The following is a 23,530-nucleotide window of genomic DNA, read 5'->3' as shown; positions in this document are numbered from 1 at the left end:
CAGCTTTCAATCGAGCAGCTGGCGTGCTGCCTTCTCGATCAGCGCCGCGTTCTCCGGCACTTCGCCCAGTACTTCCACGCCGCCTTCCGCATTGCGGCGGATCATTACCAGCGCGAATTCCTCGCCATGAGGCGGGATGGCGGCAAAATCCCGTGATTCCAGCGCCCGCAGCTTGCGCGCTATCGCCTTGCGCGGCCCTTTGCGAACCGGCTTGGGAGCAACACCTTCAGCTTCGCGGCGGAAAGCGCGTTCGGCCGCGACCACGCCTTTGAGGCCGCCATCGGCTGTCTTCAGGAAATCGCCAAGCTCGCCCTGCGCGATCCCCTCGCGCTGCGCGAAGCCGAGCACGGCGGCATATTCGGTAAGGCGCGTTTTGTCGTAATCCACGCCGAATACCAGTTTGACGACGGGCGTCATCGGGGCGCGTTCCTGCATGGCGATGCCTGCATCTTCGAGCAGTTCGGCAAAATCTTCCGGTGCCTCGGCAGCTGCTAGGGCAAAGTCCCACGCACGGCTGACCGCATCGTAGAGCGCGGCGCGGGTGCGCTCCTCGCTGCTTTTCGCCTGCTGCGCGGTGTCGCGCGCCAGCGCAAGCCAGTCGGCCAGCGCTACCGGCTCGTTCCCCGCTGCGGGCGAGATTCCATCGTCCCCGCCTTCCGAAATCCCGGCCTGGCCGGTGAGGTCGAAGGATGGACGCGCGAGCACGGTATCGAACACGCTGGCAACAAGATCATTCGCACCAATTGCGGAGGTGCTTTCGGCGAGCATCGATGCCGGGCCATCGGCCCAATCGGTGAGCGCTGGGGAGACCGGCGTGTTGCCACCAAGGCTCAGCCCTTCCTCAAGCGCCTGGTCGATTTCCAGCAGAAGCTCGTCGGCAGAGCGGCTGTCGGCCATCTCTTTCCAGTTGATGACGCCGTAGATGAAATCGATCGTGTCATCATCGCTCGAAAACGGCAGCAGAATCCCGCGATACAGGATTGTGTTGCCCACGTGATTCACGAATTCCGCTTCGAAACCGATCGGTGACTGGTTCGCGAGAATTTGCATGTAGTGATCGGTGATGCGGCTGAGCAGCGAGCGCGGCTGCACTTGCGAAAGCCGTTCGGGCAAATCGCCTTCGGGCGCGCATTCACGGGCCAGCTCGGCGCCGATATAGCTGATCGCGGGATCTTCGATGCCGTCGGTAAAATCGAGCAGCACGCTGTTGGGGCCGAAATCGGGCAGCAGGGTCGGATCGAGATCCTCGATCGAGGGATAGTTGCGATCTTCCAGCAGGCTCGCCCAGAAATTGTAGGCGCGCACCTGCATCCGGCGCTCGTCATTGCCGATGGCGGGGGGCGGTGCGTGGTCGACCGCATCGTCCTCGTCGGGAACATAGGGATCGGGCAGGGAAAACCCGTCCAGTTCGCGCGCATCTTCTGCGCTGTAATTGCCCCGTAGCGTGTCCATGCGAAATGCGCCCTTCAGCCAAAGTCAGGGCACCCTTTTGGCGCGACGTGGTAAATTTATTGTAAAGTTGCGCCCGATTTCTCGCCGGAATTAACCATCGCGGCTCTACGGAATCTAAACCATGTAGCGCATTCTGATGGTCTGCCGCACCGGTGAAGACCCAACGGTAATTGCCGCATCACTGAAGCGAGGCGGCCCCATACGGACGCGGGCATCGCGCGAGAAGCCGAAGCCCTCGGTGGGCATCATGCCCAAGGCGCGGTCGGCGCGGCCATTATTGTTCTCGTCATGCAGCAGCGCGATGGCATAGGTGCCGGGCTCCACATTGCGAAACGTCAGCGTTGCCGCCTGCCCTGCCTCCACAACCGTGCTGTGCGCGCCCGCGGTGCCCTGGCAACGCGGGAAGCGATCGGCGTTGGTCGTCATACAGGCGCGCACCACGCCATCTGTGTTGCGCAGATTGGTGACGGTAACGGTGACCGTGACTCCCGTCTCCTCTACCCCGCCTGCCGCAAGCGGCGATGCGGCGAGCATGGCGCTGGTCGCGGCAATCAGCGCGGCTGCGCGGCGTGTTCGGCCTGATATCTGGCGGCCAGTCCCTTGTCGGTTTTGCACAGGCGATCCCAAAATCTGAAGTAAAGTCCGTAATTGCAGCGATATTCGTCGTGATGTCGCTGGTGATGGCTGGCTGTTATCACCCAGTTCCCTACGCGGGAATGAACAAGCCAGCGCGGAAAGATTTCCCAGCCCATATGATTGGTGACGCCCATGACGGTCATCACCGCCGCCACCACGCCCAAAGCGGCAATATGGATCGGGATGACAAAGACGAGCAGCGGCAGCACGATGGCGCCCGTTAGCGCCTCGATCGGATGAAAGCTCATCGCCGCCCAAGCCGTCGGCGGGCGGCTGGCATGGTGGACGGCATGGGCGATGCGGAACCATTTGGGCCGGTGCATCAGCCGGTGCGTCCAGTAAAACCACGTATCATGCGCGAACAGGAACAGCAGGATCGAAAGCGGCCAATACCATAGCGGATAGGCGGCAATATCGCTGTAAACCAGCGTCCAGCCGCGATTGTCCCAGCCCCAGGCGATGATTCCGGCGGGCAGGCCGTAAATCGCTGCCGAGGCGAGCGACCAGCCGATCTCCTTGCGGATTTGCGGGCTTAGCCCGGCATACAGTCCCGGCTTCACCCGCGCCGTTGCCAGCGCGAACAACCCGCTCGCCAGCAAATAGCGCAGCGCAATGATGGCGATCATGGCCGTAATGGTGAAGGCGAGTGCTGGCAGCATGGCTGGCTCTCCCTATGCCGCAGAGGTGAATCTTCGACTACCCCCAAATGCAGGACAACTTATTGGCTTATCGTATTACCCCGCCAGTTCGTCGCCCCAATTGCCACAATGCGGGTCTGCCAAGACCAGCTGGCGGCGCAAGGCGGTGCGCGCCAGCCGCTCCACTTCAACGCGCCGGCGCGCGGCGGCAAGCGGGTGGCTTGGCGCGGGGCGGACAATCTCCGCATCATATTCGTCAGCCACAATTACGCCGCAGCAGTCGGGGCGGTAATCCGCACTATCAAGCACTGTGCGGTCAAGCTCTGGCGGCAGCCCCCAATAGAAGCGGTCGCAGAAATCGAGATAATCGGGCCATTTGCCGTCGCCGAGCAGATCGCCGCGCGCGGTTTTTACCTCGACAATCACCACTTTGCCTTTGGCATCAATGCCCATCAGATCGGCGCGCCGCCCGTTGCGCAGCGGCATTTCTGCGAGCGCCCAGATGCCGTTGCGCGCAAACAGTCGCAAAATCCCGCGACACACCGCCTGCGAGCGCAGCGCGTCGGGAGCGAGGACAGGCGAGGGAGCGTCAGTGAGCGAATCGGCCATGGCGCGACGGTGGAACGAAAAGCGAACACGGTCAAGGTGATTTGGGAGTGTTGTCTCATGATCCGGCGGATGCCGGATCGAAAAGACGGCTAGGCGCTGCGGCGCGGGCCCATCTGGCCGGCGGGCGGGATCAGTGCCATGATTGCATTGCGCGCTGCAGTGAATTCCTCCCACAAGGCTTCGGCAGCGGCGCGGCAATTGCCGCCGCGCGCATTGATCGCCAGCAATGCGGCAAGTCCGGGTTCCATGATCGCGGCGAGATCGGCGCAGCCATTTTCCGCCAGTTCTTGCCGCCAGGGAGCGGCATCGCGGATCTGCGCCGGGAAGGATTTGATCGCGTGATCGGCTTTGACCGGAGCAACGCCAGCCAGAGTCGCAACCACAGTTCCGGCATCGCCCAGCGCTGCCCAGCGCATGGCAAGCGCATTCGCCTGCGCCGTCTGCCGCGCCAGCGGTCGCACAGCACCATTGCCGAATCCGGGAGTAAGAACGCTCATGACGACGGGGTGTACGCCGCAAGTGGTTGCCAAGCGGTTAGCGCTGCCGATTCCATAAAGGTGCGGCGACGCGAGGAAAGTTTGCGCTTGGCGCGACGCGACGCTGTTGCTACCTGCGCCACTGGCTCTCGCCTCATGCACCCGTAGCTCAGCTGGATAGAGCGCTGCCCTCCGAAGGCAGAGGTCACAGGTTCGAATCCTGTCGGGTGCGCCATAATTTCAATGACTTAGCGGCGCTCAATTCCATTCGTATGGAATGAGTATGGAAAACAGGGGGGAATTCCCTTGCCGGATTTCGCCCTTCGCCTTCGCGCTCCAGCCGCCGCAATTCGTGACAGTTGCTTTCAGTCTCACTCGCCAGAAATCGCGGTTCCTTCCCCCAGCATCGCGATCACCATAGCGCTTGCAAACCGCTATTTTCCCCGCTGCGCACGATTGACCGCAATCTGATAGTTTTTAGTTTCACTCCGATTTTGCGAGCGAACGGGGTTGGCGCTGGGCATAGCTCGCGATAAGCCCTGCCTGTGCAGGATACCTCGCTCTTCGCCGCCGGTGCGCTGTTCACCCAGGACTATCTTGTCGAAGGGATCACGCGTTCGAATGCGTGGGCGCAATGCGACGCGGAGGCGCTGGGCGAGCGTCTGGCAGAGATCATCGCGGGCCTGCCCTATGACACCAAGCCGAATGAGCCGACAACCGAACAGGATTTCGTCTGGCCGGTGCTGGAGGCGCTCGGCTGGACGGATTTCCTCACCCAGCAAAACCTCTCCGAAAAGGGCCGGGTGGACGTTCCCGATGGCCTTCTATTCATTGATGCCGAAGCCAAGGCGAAGGCCAATGCGCATCCCGAAGAATGGAAGCGCTACGAATTCGGCGCGGCGGTTGTCGAGAGCAAGCGCTGGGGGCGCGCGCTTGACCGGGCTGAAACCCGCAAGGGCGCCGAAAGCGATACGCCTTCCACCCAATTGCTGCGTTACTTGCGGCGGATTGACGATCTCACCCGTGGCGCGCTGCGCTGGGGCATTTTGACCAATGGCGCGCGCTGGCGGCTCTATTTCGCCGGTGCCCGTTCCACCATTGACGATTATCTGGAGCTTGATCTTGCCCGCATTATGGGGCTGGACGGGGATCTGCTCGACACCGGCATAACCGATGAAGAGCGCGCCCATTGGCTGCGCGTATTCGCCACGCTTTTCAGCCGCTCGGCATTTGAACGCGCCGCGCCCGATGCACCCAACTTCCTTGATCGCGCCCGCAAGGATGCCGCTTTCTATGAAGAGCGGGTAGCCAAGAGCCTTTCGGACCTTGTGTTTACCCGCCTTTATCCCACGCTCGGCAAGGCGGTGGCCAAGGCCGCGCCAGCCGATACGCCGGTGGACGATATACGGCAGGCAACACTCATCCTGCTCTATCGCTTGCTCTTCATCCTCTATGCCGAGGATCGCGGCCTGTTGCCGGTTAAGGACTCGCGCTTTGACGACTACGCGCTGCGCGTGGCGCGGCTGGACGTTGGCGAGCGCAAGGATCGGGGCGATACATTCTCCAGCATGGCAGCCGGATATTGGAGCCGCTTTGCCGACCTTTCGCGGATGATCGACAAGGGCGATCCCTCCGTAGGCCTTCCTCCTTACAATGGCGGGCTGTTCAGCGAGAGCCAGCCTTTGCTGCATACCATCCGGCTGGGCGATGATGTTATGGCGGAAGCGCTCGACATCCTATCTTGGGAACAGCGCGACGGGCGGCGGCGCTACATCAATTATCGCGACCTTTCCGTGCAGCAACTCGGCTCGATCTATGAACGGCTGCTGGAATTCGAACTGGTGCGCGATGAGGCGGGCGATTTCGACATTCGCCCCAATATCTTCGCCCGCAAGAATTCGGGCAGCTATTACACGCCGGATGAGCTGGTGCTGCTGATCCTTGATGAAACGCTGGAGCCGCTCATCACCGATGCCCACGCCGCTTTCAAAGACCGGCTGGCGAGCCTCAAGAGGGGTGATAGCGAGGACTACAAATTCACCGAATTGCAAAAGGTCGATCCGGCGAAGGCAATCACCCGGCTGCGCGTTTGCGATCCTGCCATGGGCAGCGGGCACTTCCTTGTGTCGCTGGTGGACCGGCTGACCAATCACGCGCTGGACGCGGTGGCGGAGGCCGCTTCGCTCGCCATGCGCGAAATGGGGCTGGAATATGAAAGCCCGGTGGCAGAGGAAGTGCGCAAGGTGCGCGGCACCATTCGCGGCAATGCGCAGGATTCCGGGTGGACGGTGAGCGAGGAACAGCTTGACGATCCGCAACTGGTCAAACGCATGGTGCTGAAACGCTGCGTCTATGGCGCGGACAAGAATCCCATGGCGGTGGAGCTCGCCAAGGTCTCGCTCTGGCTGCACACTTTCACTGTGGGCGCGCCATTGAGCTTTATCGATCATCACCTTGCGGCTGGCGATAGCCTGTTTGGCCTATGGGTGCGCGATGCGATGGACAAGGCGGGCAAGACCGGCGCGCTGTTCCTGCACGAGCCGCTGGAGCGGGCGCAGACGCAGGCGCGGGTGATGGAAACCATCGAAGCGCTCACCGATGCCGAGATTGGCGAGGCGCATCGCAGCGCGGAAATGTGGGAAGGCGTAGAAGCGCAGACCGGCGAGCTGGATGGCTTTGTCAGCTTTACCCACGCGCTCGATTGGCTGGGCGCGGGCAAGACCGGCGCGGAAAAGGCCGCGCATGAACGCTTGCGGGTGCAATGGATTGACGGCGTGTTCGGCGATCCCATGCCGATTGCGCGGGGCAAGAAAGAACCGCAAGCGGGCCGCGCACCGGAGGAGGATTTCGAGGCCTTTACCGCGCTCTGGCAGGCGGCGCGCGAGCTGATCGAGGAAGAGCGCTTTCTCAACTGGCAGATCACCTTTCCCGGCGTGTGGACGAACTGGAAAAGCGCCGCGCTGGAAGGCGGGTTCGATGCCGTGGTAGGCAATCCGCCGTGGGATCGCATCAAGCTGCAACAGGTTGAATGGTTTGAGGCTAGGAAACCTGAGATAGCGAAGAGGTCTAAAGCCGCTGATCGGCAGAAGATGGTTCAAGCCCTTAAGGAGGCGAACGATCCTCTTTTCGAAGACTTCCAAGTTGCGAGTGAGCGGGCGCTGACAGCGCTTAGAGTCGCACGAAGTGGGGGGCAGTATCCGATTTTGGGCCGGGGTGACATCAATCTTTACAGCCTCTTTGTCGAACGAGCGCATCGGATAGCAAAGCCAAAGGGTATGGTTGGCTTCCTAACCCCAATTGGAATCGGGATGGACAAGACCAGCGCCCCCTACATTTCAGAGATTGCAAATTCGAAACGTCTGAAGGCTTTCATAGCATTCGAAAACAAGCGTCGATGGCTATTTCGCGACGTGCATGCTGAGGATCAACCCACGGTAATCGTAGCGTCAAATGAAGAACGGTCATTCGACACCTTTAGGTACTCGGTTAAACTGCATTCCCTACCAGAACCGAGCGACACTTTCGACTTAAGCGCGCCGATGCTGCTGGCTGCTAATCCAAACACAGGGACGCTCCCGGTGTTTCGTTCAGAGCGCGACGCTAAACTCACCGCCGGCGTTTATGATCGAGCCGACGTGCTCGTGCGGAAGTCTGGACAAGGTGAGAAAAGTGATTGGGAATTCGATTACGCGACCATGTTTCACATGACCAATGACAGTGAAGCTTTTGCGACAATTGAAGAGCTTCAAGATGAGCATGGGGCATGGCCAATTGGGGGCAACAAGTTTGATAGTGCGGTTGGCATTTGGCTACCGCTTTATGAAGGCAAGAGCATACAACTCTATAACCACCGGTATGCCTCGATTAAGACGCCGGAGGGTTCGGTGAGCGGGCAGGGTCAAGCGATTAAGTCGAGCATCGAAGAGTTACGCGATCCAAATTTTGTAACGACGCCTCGATATTGGGTTTCTAAGTCGAAATTGTCCGGCCTCGAAAGAGGATATGCGATTGGGTTTAACGATGTTTGCAATACAAACAACGAGCGTTCAGTCATCGCAGCGATAATTCCAGCTGTTGGCACGGGGAATACCCTACCTTTGCTGGATCAGTTGCCTGCCGAAGAAGCAGTGCTTTTGGCTGGCAACCTCGCTGCAATTCCCTGTGATTTTGTTGCAAGAAATAAAATCCAGAGCCGCCACCTCAACAAGTATATTTTAGAGCAGCTGCCGGTCATTGCTCCCGCCGCGTATTCTCGCGCCTTCGGCTCCAAAACCGCTGCCGAGATCGTGCGCGAGGCGGTGCTCGAACTCACCTACACCGCGCATGATATGGCCCCCTTCGCCAAGGATATGGGCCATGTCGATGACGCGGGCGAGGTGTTGGAACCCTTTATCTGGGACGAGGAACGCCGCCTTGGGCTGCGCGCCAAACTCGATGCGCTCTATTTCATCCTCTACGGCATTTGCGATACTAACAACCGCGCACAGGGGCGCGAGGATGTCGCCTATATCTACTCGACCTTCCCCATTGTCGAACGGCAGGAAAAGGCCGCCTACGGCAGCTATCGCAGCCGCGACCTGTGCCTGAACTGGATCAACGCGCTCCTTGCGGGCCAGCCGGACGCGGAGGTGGAGGGATAAGAATGTGCAAGGCCATAACCATAGCGCTCGCCATTGCGCTGGCAGGCTGCAGCGAAACAAGCGAGTATGACGAATACTCCGAGTATGACGATTACTCGCAATATGACGACGCGGAATTCGCAGGCGAAAGCTATGACGAATATGACGAGCGCCGCGATAGCTATGGCGGGGAATACGGCTCATTCGAAGGCTATGACTGCACGGTCGATTGCAGCGGGCACGAAGCAGGTTACAATTGGGCGGCGGATAACGGCATAACCGATCCCGAAGATTGCGGCGGGCGCAGCTGGAGCTTCATCGAAGGCTGCCGCGCCTATGCCGAAGAATATGGCGGGTATTGAGGCGGGCAAGCCATGGGTTCGAAGGAAAGCGAAAAATCTGCGTCTTTGTTCGCCCGCCCGAGCTTGGAGCAACTGACAGTTGACGCAACCCGCGAGATCGAGCTCTTCGCTTCATTCGATCACAAGACCCGCCGTTTTATCGCGCACTCGCTTTCCTTCCTTCCCCCTTGGCCGCACGCCATCGGCGACCTGCACGAGACTGCCAACGCGCCCCTGCCGTTCCAGCAATCGGAACAAGAGAAAATCGAACGGGAAATCGCCTATCGTGACGCTGGACAGTTGCGAGCGGCAAACCATTTCGGCGAGAAAGGGCAGCGGATGCGACGCCAAGCATTCGGCATTCTGCTCACCATGGCCAAGGTCGATCTCAAATGGCGGCGGCTCACAAAGCACGATCAATTCATATTTTGCTATGAGCGGCTGGCAGGCCATTTCTGGCGGCAATTGCTAATGCCTTGCTGGAAAGAAGCGGTGCTACAACGGCGCAAGAAGGGGCCGACGCAATTGCCGCTCGATCCGCGCATTCGTGATGACTTTGCGGTGCCCAATCATCTTGAAGGCGATCCGGCCCCGAATTTTTATCCGACCCTCGCCGATGCCGATGCTTTCGATGCACCGCTCTTGGGATTGCTTTGACCCGAAAATTCGCGCCCGCGCCTTCCTAGCTCTACCTAACTAGGTAGCTCTAAACATCATGGGGGGAGGGAGAGACCGGTGCAATGTGGACATAGGACGACCACCCCCGGCGCTGAGCTTGATTTCGCTCATTTGCCGAAGGGCGGTCCGATCCTATCAAGTCATGGGTGGCGGAGCCGACCGTATGCTTTTTAGGACTCTCCCGGTCTGGAGGTAGCCGGGTGATTGGTGACTGCTTATCGACGCTATCCTCTGCGCCGCCGATTACCCCTTCACCTTTCGGACTGGGCTGCCAATGTATCGGACCCCCTGGTTTGGCATTTCACTCTTGCCGCCAGTGTATTGAGCCGCCCGGCAAGAGCGCCCGGTGCAAGACCGGGATAGGGTTAAGTTGAAATCAGTCGGTGGATGCTGGCAGGCTCGCTGCCCACGCTTCCGCATCCACGAGCGCGATGCGCGTGGAGCGGCCAATCTTTCGGATGGGAATGCGCTTCGCAGCGACTTCGCGGTAGAATGCGGAGTGGCTTATGCTGTAGCGATCCTTGAATTCGCGGACTGTGAGAAGCTGGGTCATCTCGGTTTCCATATCGACACCCAGCCGGAACGTGTGCCGCTGGGTTTCTGGCTATGGCGAGAGACTTATCGAGATCATTTGGATTAAGCTTGCGCAGTTAATCTCGTTTATTCTTTGCCGAGTTTTTCGCAGCTCGGGAAATCGCTCCCTTTATGCACCAAGTCAGCCTGCGCTTTTGAGCTTCGAGCGCGTCGCCCGTAAGCGCATTATCGGTGAGGTCATTGGCGATTGCTGTGATCGCCCTTCCATCGCCATTGGCAATCATTTCAAGAGCCTTGGCCACTTGTTGCCTCTCGAAATCATTGGATGGCCCTTCCGGCCTTCCGGGCTGCCTCTTGGGCTTGCCCGAAAGCTCACCTATGATCGCTTTTGCATTTCTTTCCGGAATTTGCAGCGCGCAGTATTTGGTTCGGAGGTGTTCGAAATTCGTCAATTCCCAATTGAGAGTTTCGGCGAAACCGGAAATCCAGTCGACTTCGATCCACGCCTCTGGCTCTTCCGGATCGTCGATCCACGAGGAGGTGAGATTTCCTCTTATCTCGCCGCAATGTTGCCAAACGTCGGCTGGCACCGGAACCGGATGCAAGTCTCTCGGCAATCGCTCAATTAAGCCATCTTCGCTAATAGCGAATTGCCGCCTGTAGCTCACAGCGACAACATCACTCTGGAGCGCTTCTAGAAGCGCCGTTATTGCTGAAGTCTCGTCTATGCCAAGACGGGCTACAGACTCGAAAAACTCACCGAAGTGTGTCCACGTTGCCGTGGCTGGTCTACGCATCTCGATCGATTCCTCCGATAGGTTCATTCCCACGGTAGGGCGGCCTTTTGCTCACAGTGCCAACTCCCCAAGCGCCCTCACCGCCGCATCGCTGGCAAGGTGGCCATAATGCCGCTCGATCATTTCCGCGCTGGTGCCGGAAATCTGCGCGATGGTGAGCAAGGGCAAGCCTGCGCTCACAAGGTCAGTAATGGTGCTATGGCGTAGCGTGTAGGCGGTGGCACCCGCTGGCAACTCGGCGGCGGCAACAGCGGTGGCGATAGGGTGTTTCCAGCTATCCTTATCCCATGCCTTGCCATTGGCGCGCATAAACAATGGGGCGGTTGGCAGTTTGCCCTTCGCGGCATCAGTGAGCAATTGCGCTGCCTCTTGCGGCAACTGGATGCGGCGCGGTTTGCCGGTCTTGTCCTTGCCGATGGTCAATTCGGCGGTGCGCTTGTCGAAATCGCCAGCCGTTAGCGCGGCCATCGCGCCGGGGCGAAGCGGCAAGAGGCAGAGAGCGCGGACAAAGGGCGCGGCCTCTGCATCGGTGTTCTCGATCAGCTTCTTGCGCTGCGAGCGATCCAGATAGAGGGTGCGCCGCCCGTTCGCATTGGGGATTGCCTTTAGCGCCTCTTGCCAAGCCGCTTCGCTGTTCGGTGATCCCGGCGACAATACCTTGCTCAATGCGGCGCGCAGCACGGCCATATCGCGGTTGACGGTGGACGGTGCGCGGTCCCGCTCGATGGTTTCCCCCTTCTTGCGGCGGCTCACCAGCGCGGGCTGGGCCTCCAGCCGCGCCCTCCATTCTTTCACATGGCGGCGGCGCAGCTTGTCGAGCTTCACCTTGGCGATTGCGTCACCATAGACGTAGCGCTTGAAGCGCTGCGCCGCCTCTGGGCGATCCTTGGCATATTCGCGGCAAGCGTCGGCAACGGTTTCGATCTTGGCGCGGATTTCTCCGCCCGATTCCACCAGCTCCGCCAGCCTCTCCGCTTCGCGCTTGGCGGCGGCGAACATTTCATTTCCGGCGAGGTGCCCGAAGTCGCCAAGCGATTTCACGCGATAGCGGTTTGTGTCCTCATCATAGACACGGGCGATCCACTTGCCCTTGCCGCCACGTTTGGACGGGCGAAACCCAAGGTAGCAACCTGCCCGCAGCCGTTGCCAATGCGGCTCTTGCTGGGCCTTCAATTGCTCCCTTTTGCCTACCTTGCTCAAATCCAGTGCCATGGCCGTTTTCCGTTTGTATGTAATGAGTATGGAATACATATGGGAACGGCTGGAAACAAGGGGAGACTCTAAACCCCTGTAATCACGTCATTCGGTTGTTTCAGGTTGTCGCTGGTTACGCCTTTTCCCTGCCCTCCGAAGGCAGAGGTCACAGGTTCGAATCCTGTCGGGTGCGCCAGTTTCTTGGACGGTTTCGGAGGCAGTGCTTTAGGCTGCCACTGGCCGCTGCATCGCCGCTTGCAGCGGGGTCAATTCCCGACGAACACAAAAGGCGCCCAGATTGCGGGATGGGACGCGTCGGGAATTTCTTGCGATTGCATCATGGCGAGCTGCGCTTCGCGCAATGCCTGCGCGGGGGACGTTCCGGCAACCGCTTCGCGCGCGGTTGCGACGGTTAGGAAGGCCGCTGCATCATCGCGTACGCGCCAATGGCTCACCAGCAAGGCGTCGGCTCCGGCGAACAGGAACGCCTGCGCCAGTCCCCCGAATGCCTCGTCATTCGCGCCATCGCCGCTCGCCGAATTGCAGGCGGAGAGCACGACCCATCTGGCGGAAAGATCGAGCGCGGCGATCTCTGACGCGGTGAGCAGGCCGTCATTGGCGCTTCCGCCTGTTTCTCCGGCAAGCGGCGGGGAAAGGACGAGCGACGCTTCGGTAACACCGGTAAGCTCGCCCGCCATCAAGCCGTGCGTCGCAAACGTCAGAAAATCCGCTCGCCCGATGTCGCCGCTTCGCAGTGCCGCTTCGGTCGCATCCGCGCCCACCAGAATCCGACTTTCCGCCGCGCCCACCGCATCGCCCAGGGCGCGCAGTTCGCCCTCGGCGAAATCGAGCCTGCCGAGCGCGGCAATCGTATCGTTATCGGCCTCGCCGGGAAAAGACCGCTCGGCTTGTGTAGCGCCAGGCAAGTCCGGCGAACCGACGCCGAGGAAGGTTGCAAAAGCGGGCGCCGCGCCCGGTTGCGCAGTACCCGCCGCATCAAACGATAGCGGATAGGCGAAGGCGTAGCTTTCGATCAGGAAACGCCCGTCCTGATCGATTAGTACAGAAAGCGGGAGCTTCGCCAACTCACCGCGGGCGATGACCCCGATCTCGCTTCGCCCTTCAAGCTCCTCGGAAATGCGCGGCGTAAACAGCGTTGCAAACAGACGCGATGCCGTTGCCGCGTCATATTCCGCAGCGCTCCCCATAGCGATATTGTCGCGCAATCGCGCCACGTGTTGCCGGATCGCCAGAGTGCTCTCCAGCGCAGCATCTGCCACCAATCCTTCACGTGTCAGGACGAACAGCTGTGTTTCGACATCGCTTTCGACGATGAACAGCAAGGCCGCATCAGGGGCGAGCCGCTGTTGCAATTCGGCCGCGCCTTCGGGGACGAGTAAGGGCAAGCCACTGCCACCGTTTGCGTTTGCCAGCTCGGTCTGAAGCGCCTCGATCTGTTGCTGCAGATCTGCGGCCACCGCTGCATCCCCGCCCGTGACCGCAGACTGGAAATCGGCGAGCAACAATTCCCTCCGTTCGATCAGATCTTGCTGTTCCCGCAGGCGTGCGGCGACTTCCGGATCTGCGGTCGCCTCGCGTTGACGCGCGCGCAGCAGGCCGCGTTCTGATGGGCCGATGCCGATATACTGCGCCAGATCGAAGCTGCGGTCGGTATCGCCGGTTTCGCGTGCGGTGATTGCTGCCCAGCCAAGCCCCCAATCGAGGGCGATGTCGATGCCTCCGCCCGCACCCTCATTGGCGACCTGCTCCTGCCATGCCTCGACCAGCAAAGGCTCGGCCGCGTCGAGATAGGCACGGGCTGCGTCTGAATCACCAGTGCGCACAGCCACCAATGCCCGCAGCGCCAGCATCTGGGCAAATTCGTTGCGAAACTGGTTTGGCGTGTCGCGCCAGACAGTTTCGAGTTCTTCCAGATGGGGGAGCGCCTCGGGCCAGCGCCCAGCACGCGCATAGCCGACGGCGAGACGATTGAGCTCCCACGTAATGTCCGGATGCCCCTCAGGCCGGGCCACGCGATAGCCGGCAAGCAAGCGTTCGGATTCGGCAAACCCCTCGGCTTCGCGACCAATGGTCTGGTAGATGTTGGCGAGCTTGGCGCGCGCCTCGAGCGTTTGCGGCGCCGCCTCACCCTGACTTTCGGCGAGGCGGGCAGCGGTATATTGCGCCAGCGGTAAGGCGTCGGCGTGGCGGCTTTGTGCGGTGAGCGCGGCAATCAGATTTAGGCGGGCCTCCGCAGCGCTAGCGGATTCCGGACCATAAGCGGTCTCGCGGATTGCGAGGGCTGCGCGCGCCATTTCCTCGGATGCAGCATTTTGCCCGGTTCGAAGCAGCAGGTTCGATGCGTTGAGCATCATTGTGGCGACGCGCGGGTGGTTTGCCCCAAGCAAATCCGACGCTCGGACAATCCCTTCGCGCAGCAAGCGGTTGCCTGCATCCAGATTGCCATTGATGATGAAGTAGATGACACGGTTGTTCACACCGACCGCGTAGACGTCGGCAATCTGTTCATCCTCGGGATAGAGCGCGAGCAGGGCGTCCGCCATGGCAAGCGCTTCGGCACTGATGGTGAAAGCCGTATCGAGATTTCCGCGGCCCCTTTCGGCCCATGCGAGATTGTTGAGGCCCTGTGCCAGCAACGCCGAGCCTTCGGGGCGCGCGTCCTCTCGCCACAATCGCACCGCCTCCCGCTGGAAAGCAATCGCGCCTTCAGTGTCGCCCAGAGCTTCGTACAGGACGCCCAGATTGTTGACCGTCTCGATATACTTCTCGCGATAGGCAGGCCCTGCGGCGGCGTAGATATCGCGCTGAGCAATCAACCGGTCGGGCAGAGCAACCAGCTCTCCCAGCATGAAGTAGGCAAAATCGATCTCGCCCTCGAGTATGGCGATTTCGGGGTGATCGGGCGGGTAAATGGTGAGCGCGTAGTCGACGATCTCTTCGTAAGCGGCGCGATAGGCGCGTGGATCGGAGAACTTGTCGATCGCGTCGGCACTTTCGCGCATCGCGGCGAGACGATCGGCTTGCTCGCTGGTCAATACGATGTCCGGTCGCGGCTGCTGTCCCTCCTGCGCCATGGCCGAAACCGGCAGCGCCAGACCCAGTGCGCTCGCCGCCAGAAAATCCGCAAATCGCATGAAAACCCCCGATTACAACGCCGCTAGGTTGCCATAGGCTCACTCAATAGCAAGATGATATTGCGCGGTTCGCGTGCCATCGTTGGAAAGACGTATTGTGTGCCGCTGGGTGAAGACCGGTGTCCAAACGCAGGAACCGCGACGGGTTTGCCGCGCGCATACTGTGGTGTCCTGTCCATCGATGATGCTGATATTGACCGAAGGGCCACTGCGGGCCTGGATGGCAATCGAGGCACGTTCGCCCGCGAGAAAGGCCAGACCGAATTCGGCGCTGCGACCCGGAGCGATCGAGCCGCGCCGCACGGCAGGGCCGCCGACCGGCCCGCGCATCGGCGGAGGCAAATCTGCTTGGCTGCGCCAGCGGGCGACGTCCTGCGCAACTTCCTCGCTTTCGAAGCGAACACCCAATGCCTCGAGCCGAGCAAGCTGGCGCCCCAGCTCCATGCGGTCATTGATACGCGCCGCCTGCTCGGCACGCGCGAGGGCGTCAAGCGCCTGCTCGGCCGTGCTGGCATCTGCCGCCAGCGCGGGAAGTTCGGCAAGCGCATCGCTGCGCAAGCCCGCGCTTTGGCATCCGGCCAGCCACGCAAGGGCAAAACACGCCGTCAGCGGGGCACCAAGTCGGTTCATGACGTTCCCTCCGAAACGCGGAAACTGGCACCCTTTTCCGTATCGTCAAGCGAGAGCGTAAAGCCATGCCGCTCGGCAATCGCGCGCGCCAATGCCAGCCCCAATCCGCTGCCCGAGTCCTGTGCCTTTGCCCGCTTGCCGCGGAAGAAGCGGTCGAAGACCTGTTCGCGCTCCGCCAGCGGGATACCAGGCCCGCTATCGGCAACAACCAGCACCGGCCCTGCTTGCAGCGTCAGCGTCACGTCACCGCCCGCAGGCACATATTTGAAGGCATTATCCAGCAGGTTGGTCACCATCCGGCTAAGCTGCATCGGGGCCCCTTCGACCGTCACCCCGGGTTCAATCGTCCAGCGGAAACGGTGCCCCGATTCCTCCGCACTATCAGCATAAAGCTCGCAAATCTGGTTCGCCAGCGCGCTGAGATCGACCGCCTCCAGCCCGTGCCGGTCACCCTGCCGCGCCTTGCTCGCAGCGATATCGAGCAATGATTCAAGCGTGCCGACCAGCTTGCGGATTTCCTCGCGCGCCTCGATCAGCCGCGCACTTGCCGGCTCGCCCGGCTTCGCCTCCAGCGCGCGGACCAGCCGCCGGTCAAGATGCATCAGCGGCGTGCGGATTTCGTGGGCGATCTGGTCCGAGGTATCGCGATAGGCCGCCATCAGCCGCGACAGGCGGGAGAGCGCGTTAGCCGCATTGCCCGCGAGATCGTCAATCTCGTCGCCCTTTTCCCGATCAAGCAGGGCAAGCACCTCGCCCGCTTCCTGCCGGTAAAGTGCCCGGTTGATATCGCCGATGCGCTGGCCGAGCCGCGCGGCGGCCAGTTTGCCGGCAGTCCCGACGCAAATCAGGATTACTGCGCCGCCAGCAAGGAAAGCGAGCAGGATTTGCCGCCGGATGGCTTCCCCGCCATCGGCTTCGCGTGCCACCACCAGCTGCAAGTCCGGCCCCAGCCGGGTCGCCCTTGCAAAGACGGCGGTGTTCTGGCCGATGGTGATGTATCCGGCTTCCGAAACGGCTGCGTCGAGCGCGGGCCATGCCAGAATGTCTCCGACAAGCCGCGTGCCATCATCGCTCGCCAGAATGTAATGCGGCGTATTGGCATCCACCGGGGCAAAGGCCAGCCTGTCCTTGATCCGCAATTCCAGCTCGCGCTGCCCGCCGCTGGCGTAGATATCGACCAGCCCCGCCAGATCGACGTCGACCTGGTCCTGCGCCGCGTCGCGGACCGACTGGCGAACGGTCCAATCGGTGAGCAGCCATAATCCCGCCAGCAGCACCAGCGTCAGGCCGGTGGCAGCCCAAACGATGCGGGCAAAGATGGAGCGGCGCGCCATCGGTGCGCTATTTCCCGGTCAACAGACGATAGCCTGTGCCGTAAATCGTTTCGAGCGCGGGGGTGGCAAAGCCGTCTTCCAGCTTGCGCCGTAGCCTGCCGATATTGACATCGACCACATTGGTTTGCGGATCGAAATCCATGTTCCACACATCGCGCAGCAGCATTTCGCGAGTGACAGTTTCGCCCGCATTCTCGACGAAATAGCGGAACAGTTCAAACTCGCGCGGGCTGAGCGCAAGGTGCTTGTTCTGGCGGAAGGCAGTGCGCGATTTCACATGGCATTCGAAGGCGCCGTAGAGCAGCACCGCGCTGTGCTCGCGCCCCGAAGCGCGCCGGTGCAAGGCCTTGACGCGGGCAAACAGCTCCTGCGCTTCATAGGGCTTGGCGAGATAATCGTCGGCGCCCGCATCAAGCCCCTCGGCCCGGTCGGTCGACCGGCCCAATGCGGACAGCATCAGCACGGGTGTGCCAACGCCGCTGTCGCGCAGGCGGCGGAGCAGCGAAATGCCATCCGTATCGCCGAGCATCCGGTCCAGAATGATCACGTCGAACGGTTCCATGCCCGCCCTTCGCAGGCCCGAAGCCCCTTCGCTTTCCCAGACAAGCTGGTCGCCGCGTTCTGCCGCCATCGCCAGAAGCTCGGTCGCGGCACGCTGGTCGTCTTCAATATAGAGCAGTTTCAACGGCTTCTGTGCCTCTGCCATCGCTGCCTCTTTATCCATTGCCGATGCCTTCTGTGTGCCAAGATCGGCAGGGCGGAGCAAGCCTGTCGCATCGCCCCGCCACGCTTGCCCATGGTTAGCGTGCCTCGGGGAAGGTGATCATGCCGCCCAGCATCCGTTCGGCATCGCGTGCGGTCGGTGCGTAACCGGCAGGTGTAATGCTGCCGCCACCATTGCCGATGAAGGCCGGAGCGACGGCTTGCCCCGAGGCGGGGACGCTCCACCGCTCCCAGTTTCCGGCAGAAGCGGGTGCCATGGCTATCGGCGCACTGCTCGGCTGGACCACTGCATAAGGGTTGTAGGTGTAGCTGCTCCGGGCACCGAAAATGGCGAGGGCTGAAGCGGTCACGGTGCCGTGGTCAACGCTTATATCATTCACATTGAGCGCGACCCCGGCATAAGCTCCGTTCTCCCCGAACATCGCGCCGCTGACCCTGACCGAGCAGGTTGCCTGACAGGCATTGCCGCGCCCCGTCACGTTCTGCTGGGCACCGCCGAACAGTCCGCCGAAGATCCAGCCGCCCGAACTGAGCGAAAGCTGCGCGCCTGCGCCGGGGTTGGATGCGCCGCCACCAGGTGTGGCAATCGACCAACCCATGTCGCCGACATCGATATCAAAATTGTACCCTGCATAGCTGAGGCTGCCAAACTGGATGGCCAGCGCTCCCGTTACCGTGCCCGGAGTCGAGCCGCGATTATCGGTTACCGAGGTTGTGCCGATAAGATCGTAAGTGACCGTACCCGATGTCGGCAATGTCGCGGTCGGCGTGCCTGCCATGACATGATAGCCGCCATTTGTGCCGATCGCTGTCGCGGTAGACCCCAGTGCGCCATTGTAAGTAACGGTGCCATCGACCCATCGGCCCCATGCCAGCGCCTCCCTGTCACCCGCTTCGACGACCCGTGCAGTGCCGATGCTGACTTCTCCCAGAAAGGAATTGAATTCACGCAATTCGCCATCGACGAGATCCGCCGACCCGCCAAATCCGCTCGCGAGCGAGCCCCCAGTGTAGGTGTAGTAGACAATGTTGTTGCGGGTTCCGGTGAAGCCGTTGCCGGTGCCTCCGCCCGTTCCGCCATTGGCACTGCGGAAGATCGCCGCACCGGCAATTGTTTCACCGATCACGACGCCGGGGGCTGTCAGATCGACGGTATATGCGAGGCCGATATCGGAACCATCTGCCCGGCCCAGTGATCCGAAACCGACCAGATTGCCGACAAGGCCATTATCCGCACTGCCGGTATCGGTGGTGAAGCTGAAATGTCCTCCGCGACCGCGAATGTCGGGATCGGCAAAAGCGATCGCTTTGCTTGGAGCGTCGGCTCCGCCATTTGTGGCAAAGGTGTAGGTGAAACCATTGGCACCTTCGAAGACAATCGTTCCGTCGATGCCGAGCAACGGCGCGGCTCCGTACTGGATTGCCAGATTCGCGTTGAAGGTGCCGGGCGCCGCGCGCCCGCTTCCCAGTGTCGGGCTGGTCGCATGGACAAGCGTGTAGCGGATCAGTCCCGGCGCAACTGCCACCGGCGCATCAAGGCCGCGCGCCAGCATGTAATGCAGTGCCTGATTGGGGCCGACCGTATTTCCAGCGGCGACATTCGAAAGGATCGAACCGTCTGACCAGCGCCCGATCACCAGATACTCGTCTCCGGCAATTTCGAGATTTTGCGCGGTGCGCCGTTCGATGACTGGCCCAACAACGCCCGTGGTTGTGCGCGATTCGACCCGTTCAAGCCCGCCATTGGTATCAAGGACGGCGCGGTTCGGGGTAACACCCTGATTGGTCCCGCCAAAATACGGTGCCAATTGTTGCACCCGCAGCTGCAGTCCGGCGACCGGCAGAATGTAGGACTGTGCGGTGAAGGTATTTGAGCCAGCGGTATCAAAATTGCCGATAACGCCGCCACCGCCCGTGCCGCCGCCAGTTCCACCGCCGCCATTGCCACCGCCACCTTGGCCGCTCGCCTGACCGAAAATCGCCGCGCCTTGTATCAGGTCAAAGTTGAGTCCGAAACTATCGGCGAGGCCGGCGGTGTAGGTGATGCCGAACCGGGACGCCGCCGCATCGACAATTTGCGCATCGAATTCGAACAGGCCGGTTCGCCCGTCATTGCTCGAACCCGTTACGTTGTGATTGAAATAGCCGCCGCCGCGCGTTCCGCTCGGGCTGGAGATGAAGATCGGGGCACCCGCACCGTCTACCCCGCCGGGTGTGGCAAAGCTGTATACGAAGCCGTTTTGACCCGCAAAAGTGATCGTGCCTTCATAGGCAATGAGCGGGGACGCGCCAAAGGTAAGCGCCATTTCTGTCTCGAACACGCCGGGCGCGAGCGAACCGTCAAGAAGTGTCGGCTGCGTTGCGGCGAGCAGGTCAAAGAAGACCTTGCCGCTGGGATAGGCTGCCGGGCCAAGATGGCCATTGGCCAGCAGGTAATGGAAGCCTTGGTTGGGCCCCAAATCATAGGACAACTCCTGCGCTGCCGAACTGCCGCGCTGGAAGTAATTTCCGTCCGACCACCGTCCGATCAGGATGTTGGCGTCGCCGAACACATCGAAAGTCTGTGCCGAACCACGGCGGAAAATGTCATAGGTTCCGCCACCGGGAGCAGGGCTTACCAGTCGCTCCAGCGCGCCAGTGGACGAAAGTACAGCGCGATACGGGCTCGGCCCGACGATCCGTTCATTGATCGCGGCAATTTGCGGCCCATTGACATTCGTGAACGAAGCGGCCCCACGAATGAAATAGCCTGTCCCCTGATTGGTGTATCCGCCCACATAGATGAGGCCGCCGCCAATTGGCGTGGTCGGGAAACCGCCGGTGAAGTTGTCGCCGAACCCGCCTCCGGCGAGGAATGCCAGATAGTTCTGGAAGAAGGCGAGCACGGCGCCGTCATATTCGCTCGCCAGCAAGCCGAGCCGCGCCAGCGCATCAAGATAGGCCTCGATCTGCGCTTCGGTCAGCGCGGTGTAGTCCGACGGGAGATTGCCTGCGGCAAGGAAGTTGTAGAACTCCGTGATCGCCGCAAGGTAATCGTTATACACCGGCAATGCCGCGTAATCGGACGGGTCGCCGCCGCCGCTGATGAACGCGAAATAAGCGGAGAAGAATGTGTTCAGGTCGCCATAGGCGCCAAATCCGCCTGCGCTGTTGAGCGCGGCGAGATAGGCCTCGATCTGCGCCTGCGTCAGCGCGGTGTAGTCACCCGGCAAGCCGCCGCCTGCCAGGAAGGCGTAATAGGCGTTCAGCGCGCTCACATAGTCGGCATAGACCGGCAGGCCGGTAAAGCCGTCCAGAGCGCCGCCATTGGCGATAAAGGCGAAGTAGGCGGTCAGCAGATCGGCATTGCCGCCCAGCAGGCCGGTAAGCTGGCCCGAATTGACGATAACATCGAGATATTGCTGCAGCACCGCCAACTCTTCTGCCGTGTAATCGCTCGGCAGGCCGCCACCGCTCAGGAACAGCGCGTAAGCGTTCAACGCGCTCGCAAAGGCGGGGAAGTCGGGCGGGACGGGGAGTCCGGCAAAATTGTCCGGATTGCCGCCGCCAAGGATGAAGGCGAAATAGTCGCTGTAGAAATCCGCCAGATCGGCAAGGAAGGTGTCGGTCGCACCAACCCCGGCAAGCGCGGCGAGGTAGTCGGCGATGACCTCCTGCGACAGCACACCATAGGCGCTTGGCACGCCGCCATTGGCGAGATATTCGTAATAGGCGGACAATGCGCTCGCATAGCTGGCAAAGATGTTGGCATTGAGCAGCGCGAAGCTGTCAATCTGCCCGCCGCCTTGCAGGAAGGCGAGATAGTCGGCGAAGAAGTCCGCCTGCCCGCCAAGGAAACGTTCGAGCGCGCCCGCCGCTGCCAGCTGCGCAAGATAGGCGTTGAGCACATCCAACTGCTCTTCGGTATAGGCCGAAGGCAGTCCGCCGCCATTGAGGAAGGCGAAATAGGCATCGAGCGAAACTGCATATCCGGCGAAAATGTTGGCATTGAGCTGGCCGAAGGCGTCGAAATCACCGCCACCCGCAAGGAAAGCATTGAAGGCAGCGAAGAAGCTCGCCTGATTGCCCAGAAACGCTTCCAACGCGCCCGCCGCCTGCAACTGGCTGACGAAGGACTGCAACTGCGCAATGTCACCGCCGCTATAGTCGCTCGGCAAATTGCCGGCGGCAAGGAAGGCAAAATAAGCGTCGAGCTCGCCCGCGTACCCGGTGAAGATATTGACGGGCAGTCCCGCAAAGCCGTCGACATCGCCGCCTGCGCGCAGGAAGGCGAGGTAATCGGCGTAAAAGTTCGCCCGCGCGCCGGTGATCGCCGCCAGCAGGCCGGTTTCGGCCAGCGTTTCGAGATAGGCGCGCAGGGTCGCCTGATCGAGCGCGCCATAGGCGCTCGGCAAGCCGCCGCTGGCGAGATAATCGGAATAGGCACTGAAAGCCGCCTGATACTGGCCGGTAAAGGCCAGGCCGCCATTGGCGAGATAGGCCGCGACCAGCGCCCGGTTCTCCGCGCTCAGTTGCTGGACCAGCCCGCTGTCTGCAAGGAAAGCGATGTAATCGTCGAGCGTCGCCTGGCTGCCGCCGGTAAAATCGGACGGGTTGCCGCCAGCGCGCACAAAGGCGAAGTAGGCGGTCGTCAAATCGGTAAACGTGCCTGCGAAAAGGTCGGGATTGCCGCCGCCCAGCAGGAAAGCGAGATAGGCCTCTGCCAGCACGCGGTCGGATGCTGCCAGCCCGCCAAAGCCGCTTGTCCGCCCGCTGAAGGTGATGAAGCTGTTGATCTCGGCAAGGCTAACCGGGTCGAAACCCGAAGGCGCCGCGCCCGAGCGGATCAGGTCGAGATAATCGCCCAGAAACCCGGCATAGGACGCAAGGAACTGCGAACCCGCGCCGCCATTGGCGAGGAAAGTCAGATAGGTGCGGATGATATCCGCCTGCGCGCCGGTAAAGGGCGTGCCGCCGTATGCGCTCTCCAGCCCCGCCGCGCCCGCAATCAGCAGGCCGAGATCGCCGCTTGGAAACCTATCGGCGGAAGGATTGGCAAAGCCTGCATCCACGCGCCGCGCGGCCTCTACGATATCGCTGGAAGCGCCCGCCGCCGCCAGAGCATCGCCCAGCGTCACCGGCAGGCCGTTCTGCGCGGCGGCAACGGGGCCGCCATCGCCCAGATCGGCGACTTGCGGTTCGTCAGCATCGCCATCCGGCGTGGCCTGCGCGCCGTTGGACACGACCTGCCGCACGCGCTCGCCAGGGGCAAATGCGAACATTTCCCCTGCCGTGAAGCGGCGCATTGTGTCCCCCCGTCCAAGGCGCGCAGAGCCGGTGAGGATATGCCCACGTCCCTCACCATTCTCGGCAACGCTGAAGCTGGCCGATGATCCTTCGCCTTCCACTTCGCCGGTCACGCCTTCGGGCATCCGCACGATCACCATGCCATTGCCGCCTGCCACGGTGATGCTGCCGCCATACAGATCGACCGTGCCATCGGCATTGATGCGGTAATCCGCGCGGTCGAGGATCGAGACCGTCGCTCCGTTCGGCAGGCGGATCTGCGTCAGCCCCTGCGTCTGCGTCTGCCGCTGTCCGGCGCGCACTTCGGCATCGTTATTGCTGGCAAACAGTATTTCCTGCGCCATGGCGGGTGCCGCCAGCGACAGGGCGGAAGCGGACACCATCAGCGTGGTGGACAGGCGAAGCGTGGTGGAACGGATCATGGCAGA

Annotated in this window: 16 protein-coding genes and 1 tRNA gene; 4 read left to right on the top strand and 13 right to left on the bottom strand. The window is 61.4% G+C overall.

Translation table 11 applies throughout. From position 1 onward, the window contains the following. Positions 1–6: 6 nt before the first annotated feature. The 5 genes from ACS0VV_RS13895 to ACS0VV_RS13875 all read right to left on the bottom strand — a co-directional run bounded on the left by ACS0VV_RS13895 (position 7) and on the right by ACS0VV_RS13875 (position 3,832). Positions 7–1,452, bottom strand: a complete 1,446-nt coding sequence (locus ACS0VV_RS13895; protein WP_483533285.1) for a PAS domain-containing protein — start codon at positions 1,450–1,452, stop codon at positions 7–9. A gap of 114 nt (positions 1,453–1,566) precedes the next feature. Then, positions 1,567–1,986, bottom strand: a complete 420-nt coding sequence (locus ACS0VV_RS13890) for a DUF2141 domain-containing protein (protein WP_483533284.1) — start codon at positions 1,984–1,986, stop codon at positions 1,567–1,569. Between the two features lie 17 nt (positions 1,987–2,003). Next, a complete protein-coding gene (locus ACS0VV_RS13885; RefSeq protein WP_483533283.1) occupies positions 2,004–2,747 on the bottom strand; it encodes a sterol desaturase family protein in 744 nt (247 codons plus the stop codon). Positions 2,748–2,822: 75 nt separating this feature from the next. Next, a complete protein-coding gene (locus ACS0VV_RS13880; RefSeq protein WP_483533282.1) occupies positions 2,823–3,335 on the bottom strand; it encodes an MmcB family DNA repair protein in 513 nt (170 codons plus the stop codon). Positions 3,336–3,424: 89 nt separating this feature from the next. Continuing rightward, positions 3,425–3,832 (bottom strand): hypothetical protein, encoded by a 408-nt coding sequence (locus ACS0VV_RS13875; protein WP_483533281.1) that lies wholly within the window; start codon positions 3,830–3,832, stop codon positions 3,425–3,427. A gap of 137 nt (positions 3,833–3,969) precedes the next feature. Between ACS0VV_RS13875 and ACS0VV_RS13870 the strand changes: the two genes are divergently transcribed. The 4 genes from ACS0VV_RS13870 (at position 3,970) to ACS0VV_RS13855 (ending at position 9,428) form a co-directional block, all read left to right on the top strand. Continuing rightward, positions 3,970–4,046, top strand: a tRNA-Arg gene (locus ACS0VV_RS13870). 310 nt (positions 4,047–4,356) lie between these two features. After that, positions 4,357–8,451 (top strand): Eco57I restriction-modification methylase domain-containing protein, encoded by a 4,095-nt coding sequence (locus ACS0VV_RS13865; RefSeq protein ID WP_483533280.1) that lies wholly within the window; start codon positions 4,357–4,359, stop codon positions 8,449–8,451. Between the two features lie 2 nt (positions 8,452–8,453). After that, positions 8,454–8,792, top strand: coding sequence for a hypothetical protein (locus ACS0VV_RS13860; RefSeq protein WP_483533279.1), 339 nt, complete (start codon positions 8,454–8,456; stop codon positions 8,790–8,792). 12 nt (positions 8,793–8,804) lie between these two features. Then, a complete protein-coding gene (locus ACS0VV_RS13855) occupies positions 8,805–9,428 on the top strand; it encodes a hypothetical protein (RefSeq protein WP_483533278.1) in 624 nt (207 codons plus the stop codon). A 397-nt stretch (positions 9,429–9,825) separates the two neighbouring features. Here ACS0VV_RS13855 and ACS0VV_RS13850 read toward each other — a convergent pair whose 3' ends face one another. The 8 genes from ACS0VV_RS13850 to ACS0VV_RS13815 all read right to left on the bottom strand — a co-directional run bounded on the left by ACS0VV_RS13850 (position 9,826) and on the right by ACS0VV_RS13815 (position 23,524). Continuing rightward, positions 9,826–10,002: a helix-turn-helix transcriptional regulator gene (locus tag ACS0VV_RS13850; RefSeq protein ID WP_483533277.1), complete on the bottom strand. Its 177-nt coding sequence runs from the start codon at positions 10,000–10,002 to the stop codon at positions 9,826–9,828. 97 nt (positions 10,003–10,099) lie between these two features. Beyond that, positions 10,100–10,807, bottom strand: a complete 708-nt coding sequence (locus ACS0VV_RS13845) for a hypothetical protein (RefSeq protein WP_483533276.1) — start codon at positions 10,805–10,807, stop codon at positions 10,100–10,102. A gap of 24 nt (positions 10,808–10,831) precedes the next feature. Continuing rightward, entirely contained in the window at positions 10,832–11,992 is a 1,161-nt protein-coding gene (locus tag ACS0VV_RS13840) for a tyrosine-type recombinase/integrase (RefSeq protein ID WP_483533275.1), read from the bottom strand. 248 nt (positions 11,993–12,240) lie between these two features. Beyond that, positions 12,241–15,129, bottom strand: a complete 2,889-nt coding sequence (locus ACS0VV_RS13835; protein ID WP_483533274.1) for a CHAT domain-containing protein — start codon at positions 15,127–15,129, stop codon at positions 12,241–12,243. Positions 15,130–15,168: 39 nt separating this feature from the next. Then, positions 15,169–15,759 (bottom strand): hypothetical protein, encoded by a 591-nt coding sequence (locus ACS0VV_RS13830; protein ID WP_483533273.1) that lies wholly within the window; start codon positions 15,757–15,759, stop codon positions 15,169–15,171. Further along, entirely contained in the window at positions 15,756–17,093 is a 1,338-nt protein-coding gene (locus ACS0VV_RS13825; protein ID WP_483533272.1) for a sensor histidine kinase, read from the bottom strand. The genes ACS0VV_RS13830 and ACS0VV_RS13825 overlap by 4 nt, the downstream gene beginning before the upstream one ends. A gap of 7 nt (positions 17,094–17,100) precedes the next feature. Beyond that, a complete protein-coding gene (locus ACS0VV_RS13820) occupies positions 17,101–17,817 on the bottom strand; it encodes a response regulator transcription factor (protein WP_483533271.1) in 717 nt (238 codons plus the stop codon). A gap of 76 nt (positions 17,818–17,893) precedes the next feature. Continuing rightward, on the bottom strand, positions 17,894–23,524 hold the full coding sequence (locus ACS0VV_RS13815; protein ID WP_483533270.1) for a hypothetical protein: 5,631 nt from the start codon (positions 23,522–23,524) through the stop codon (positions 17,894–17,896). Positions 23,525–23,530: the final 6 nt, after the last annotated feature.

This window comes from Aurantiacibacter sp. KMU-128 (assembly GCF_056933515.1).
Note: the sequence above shows the minus strand (reverse complement) of the source record. Positions and strands in the feature narration are given on the sequence as shown.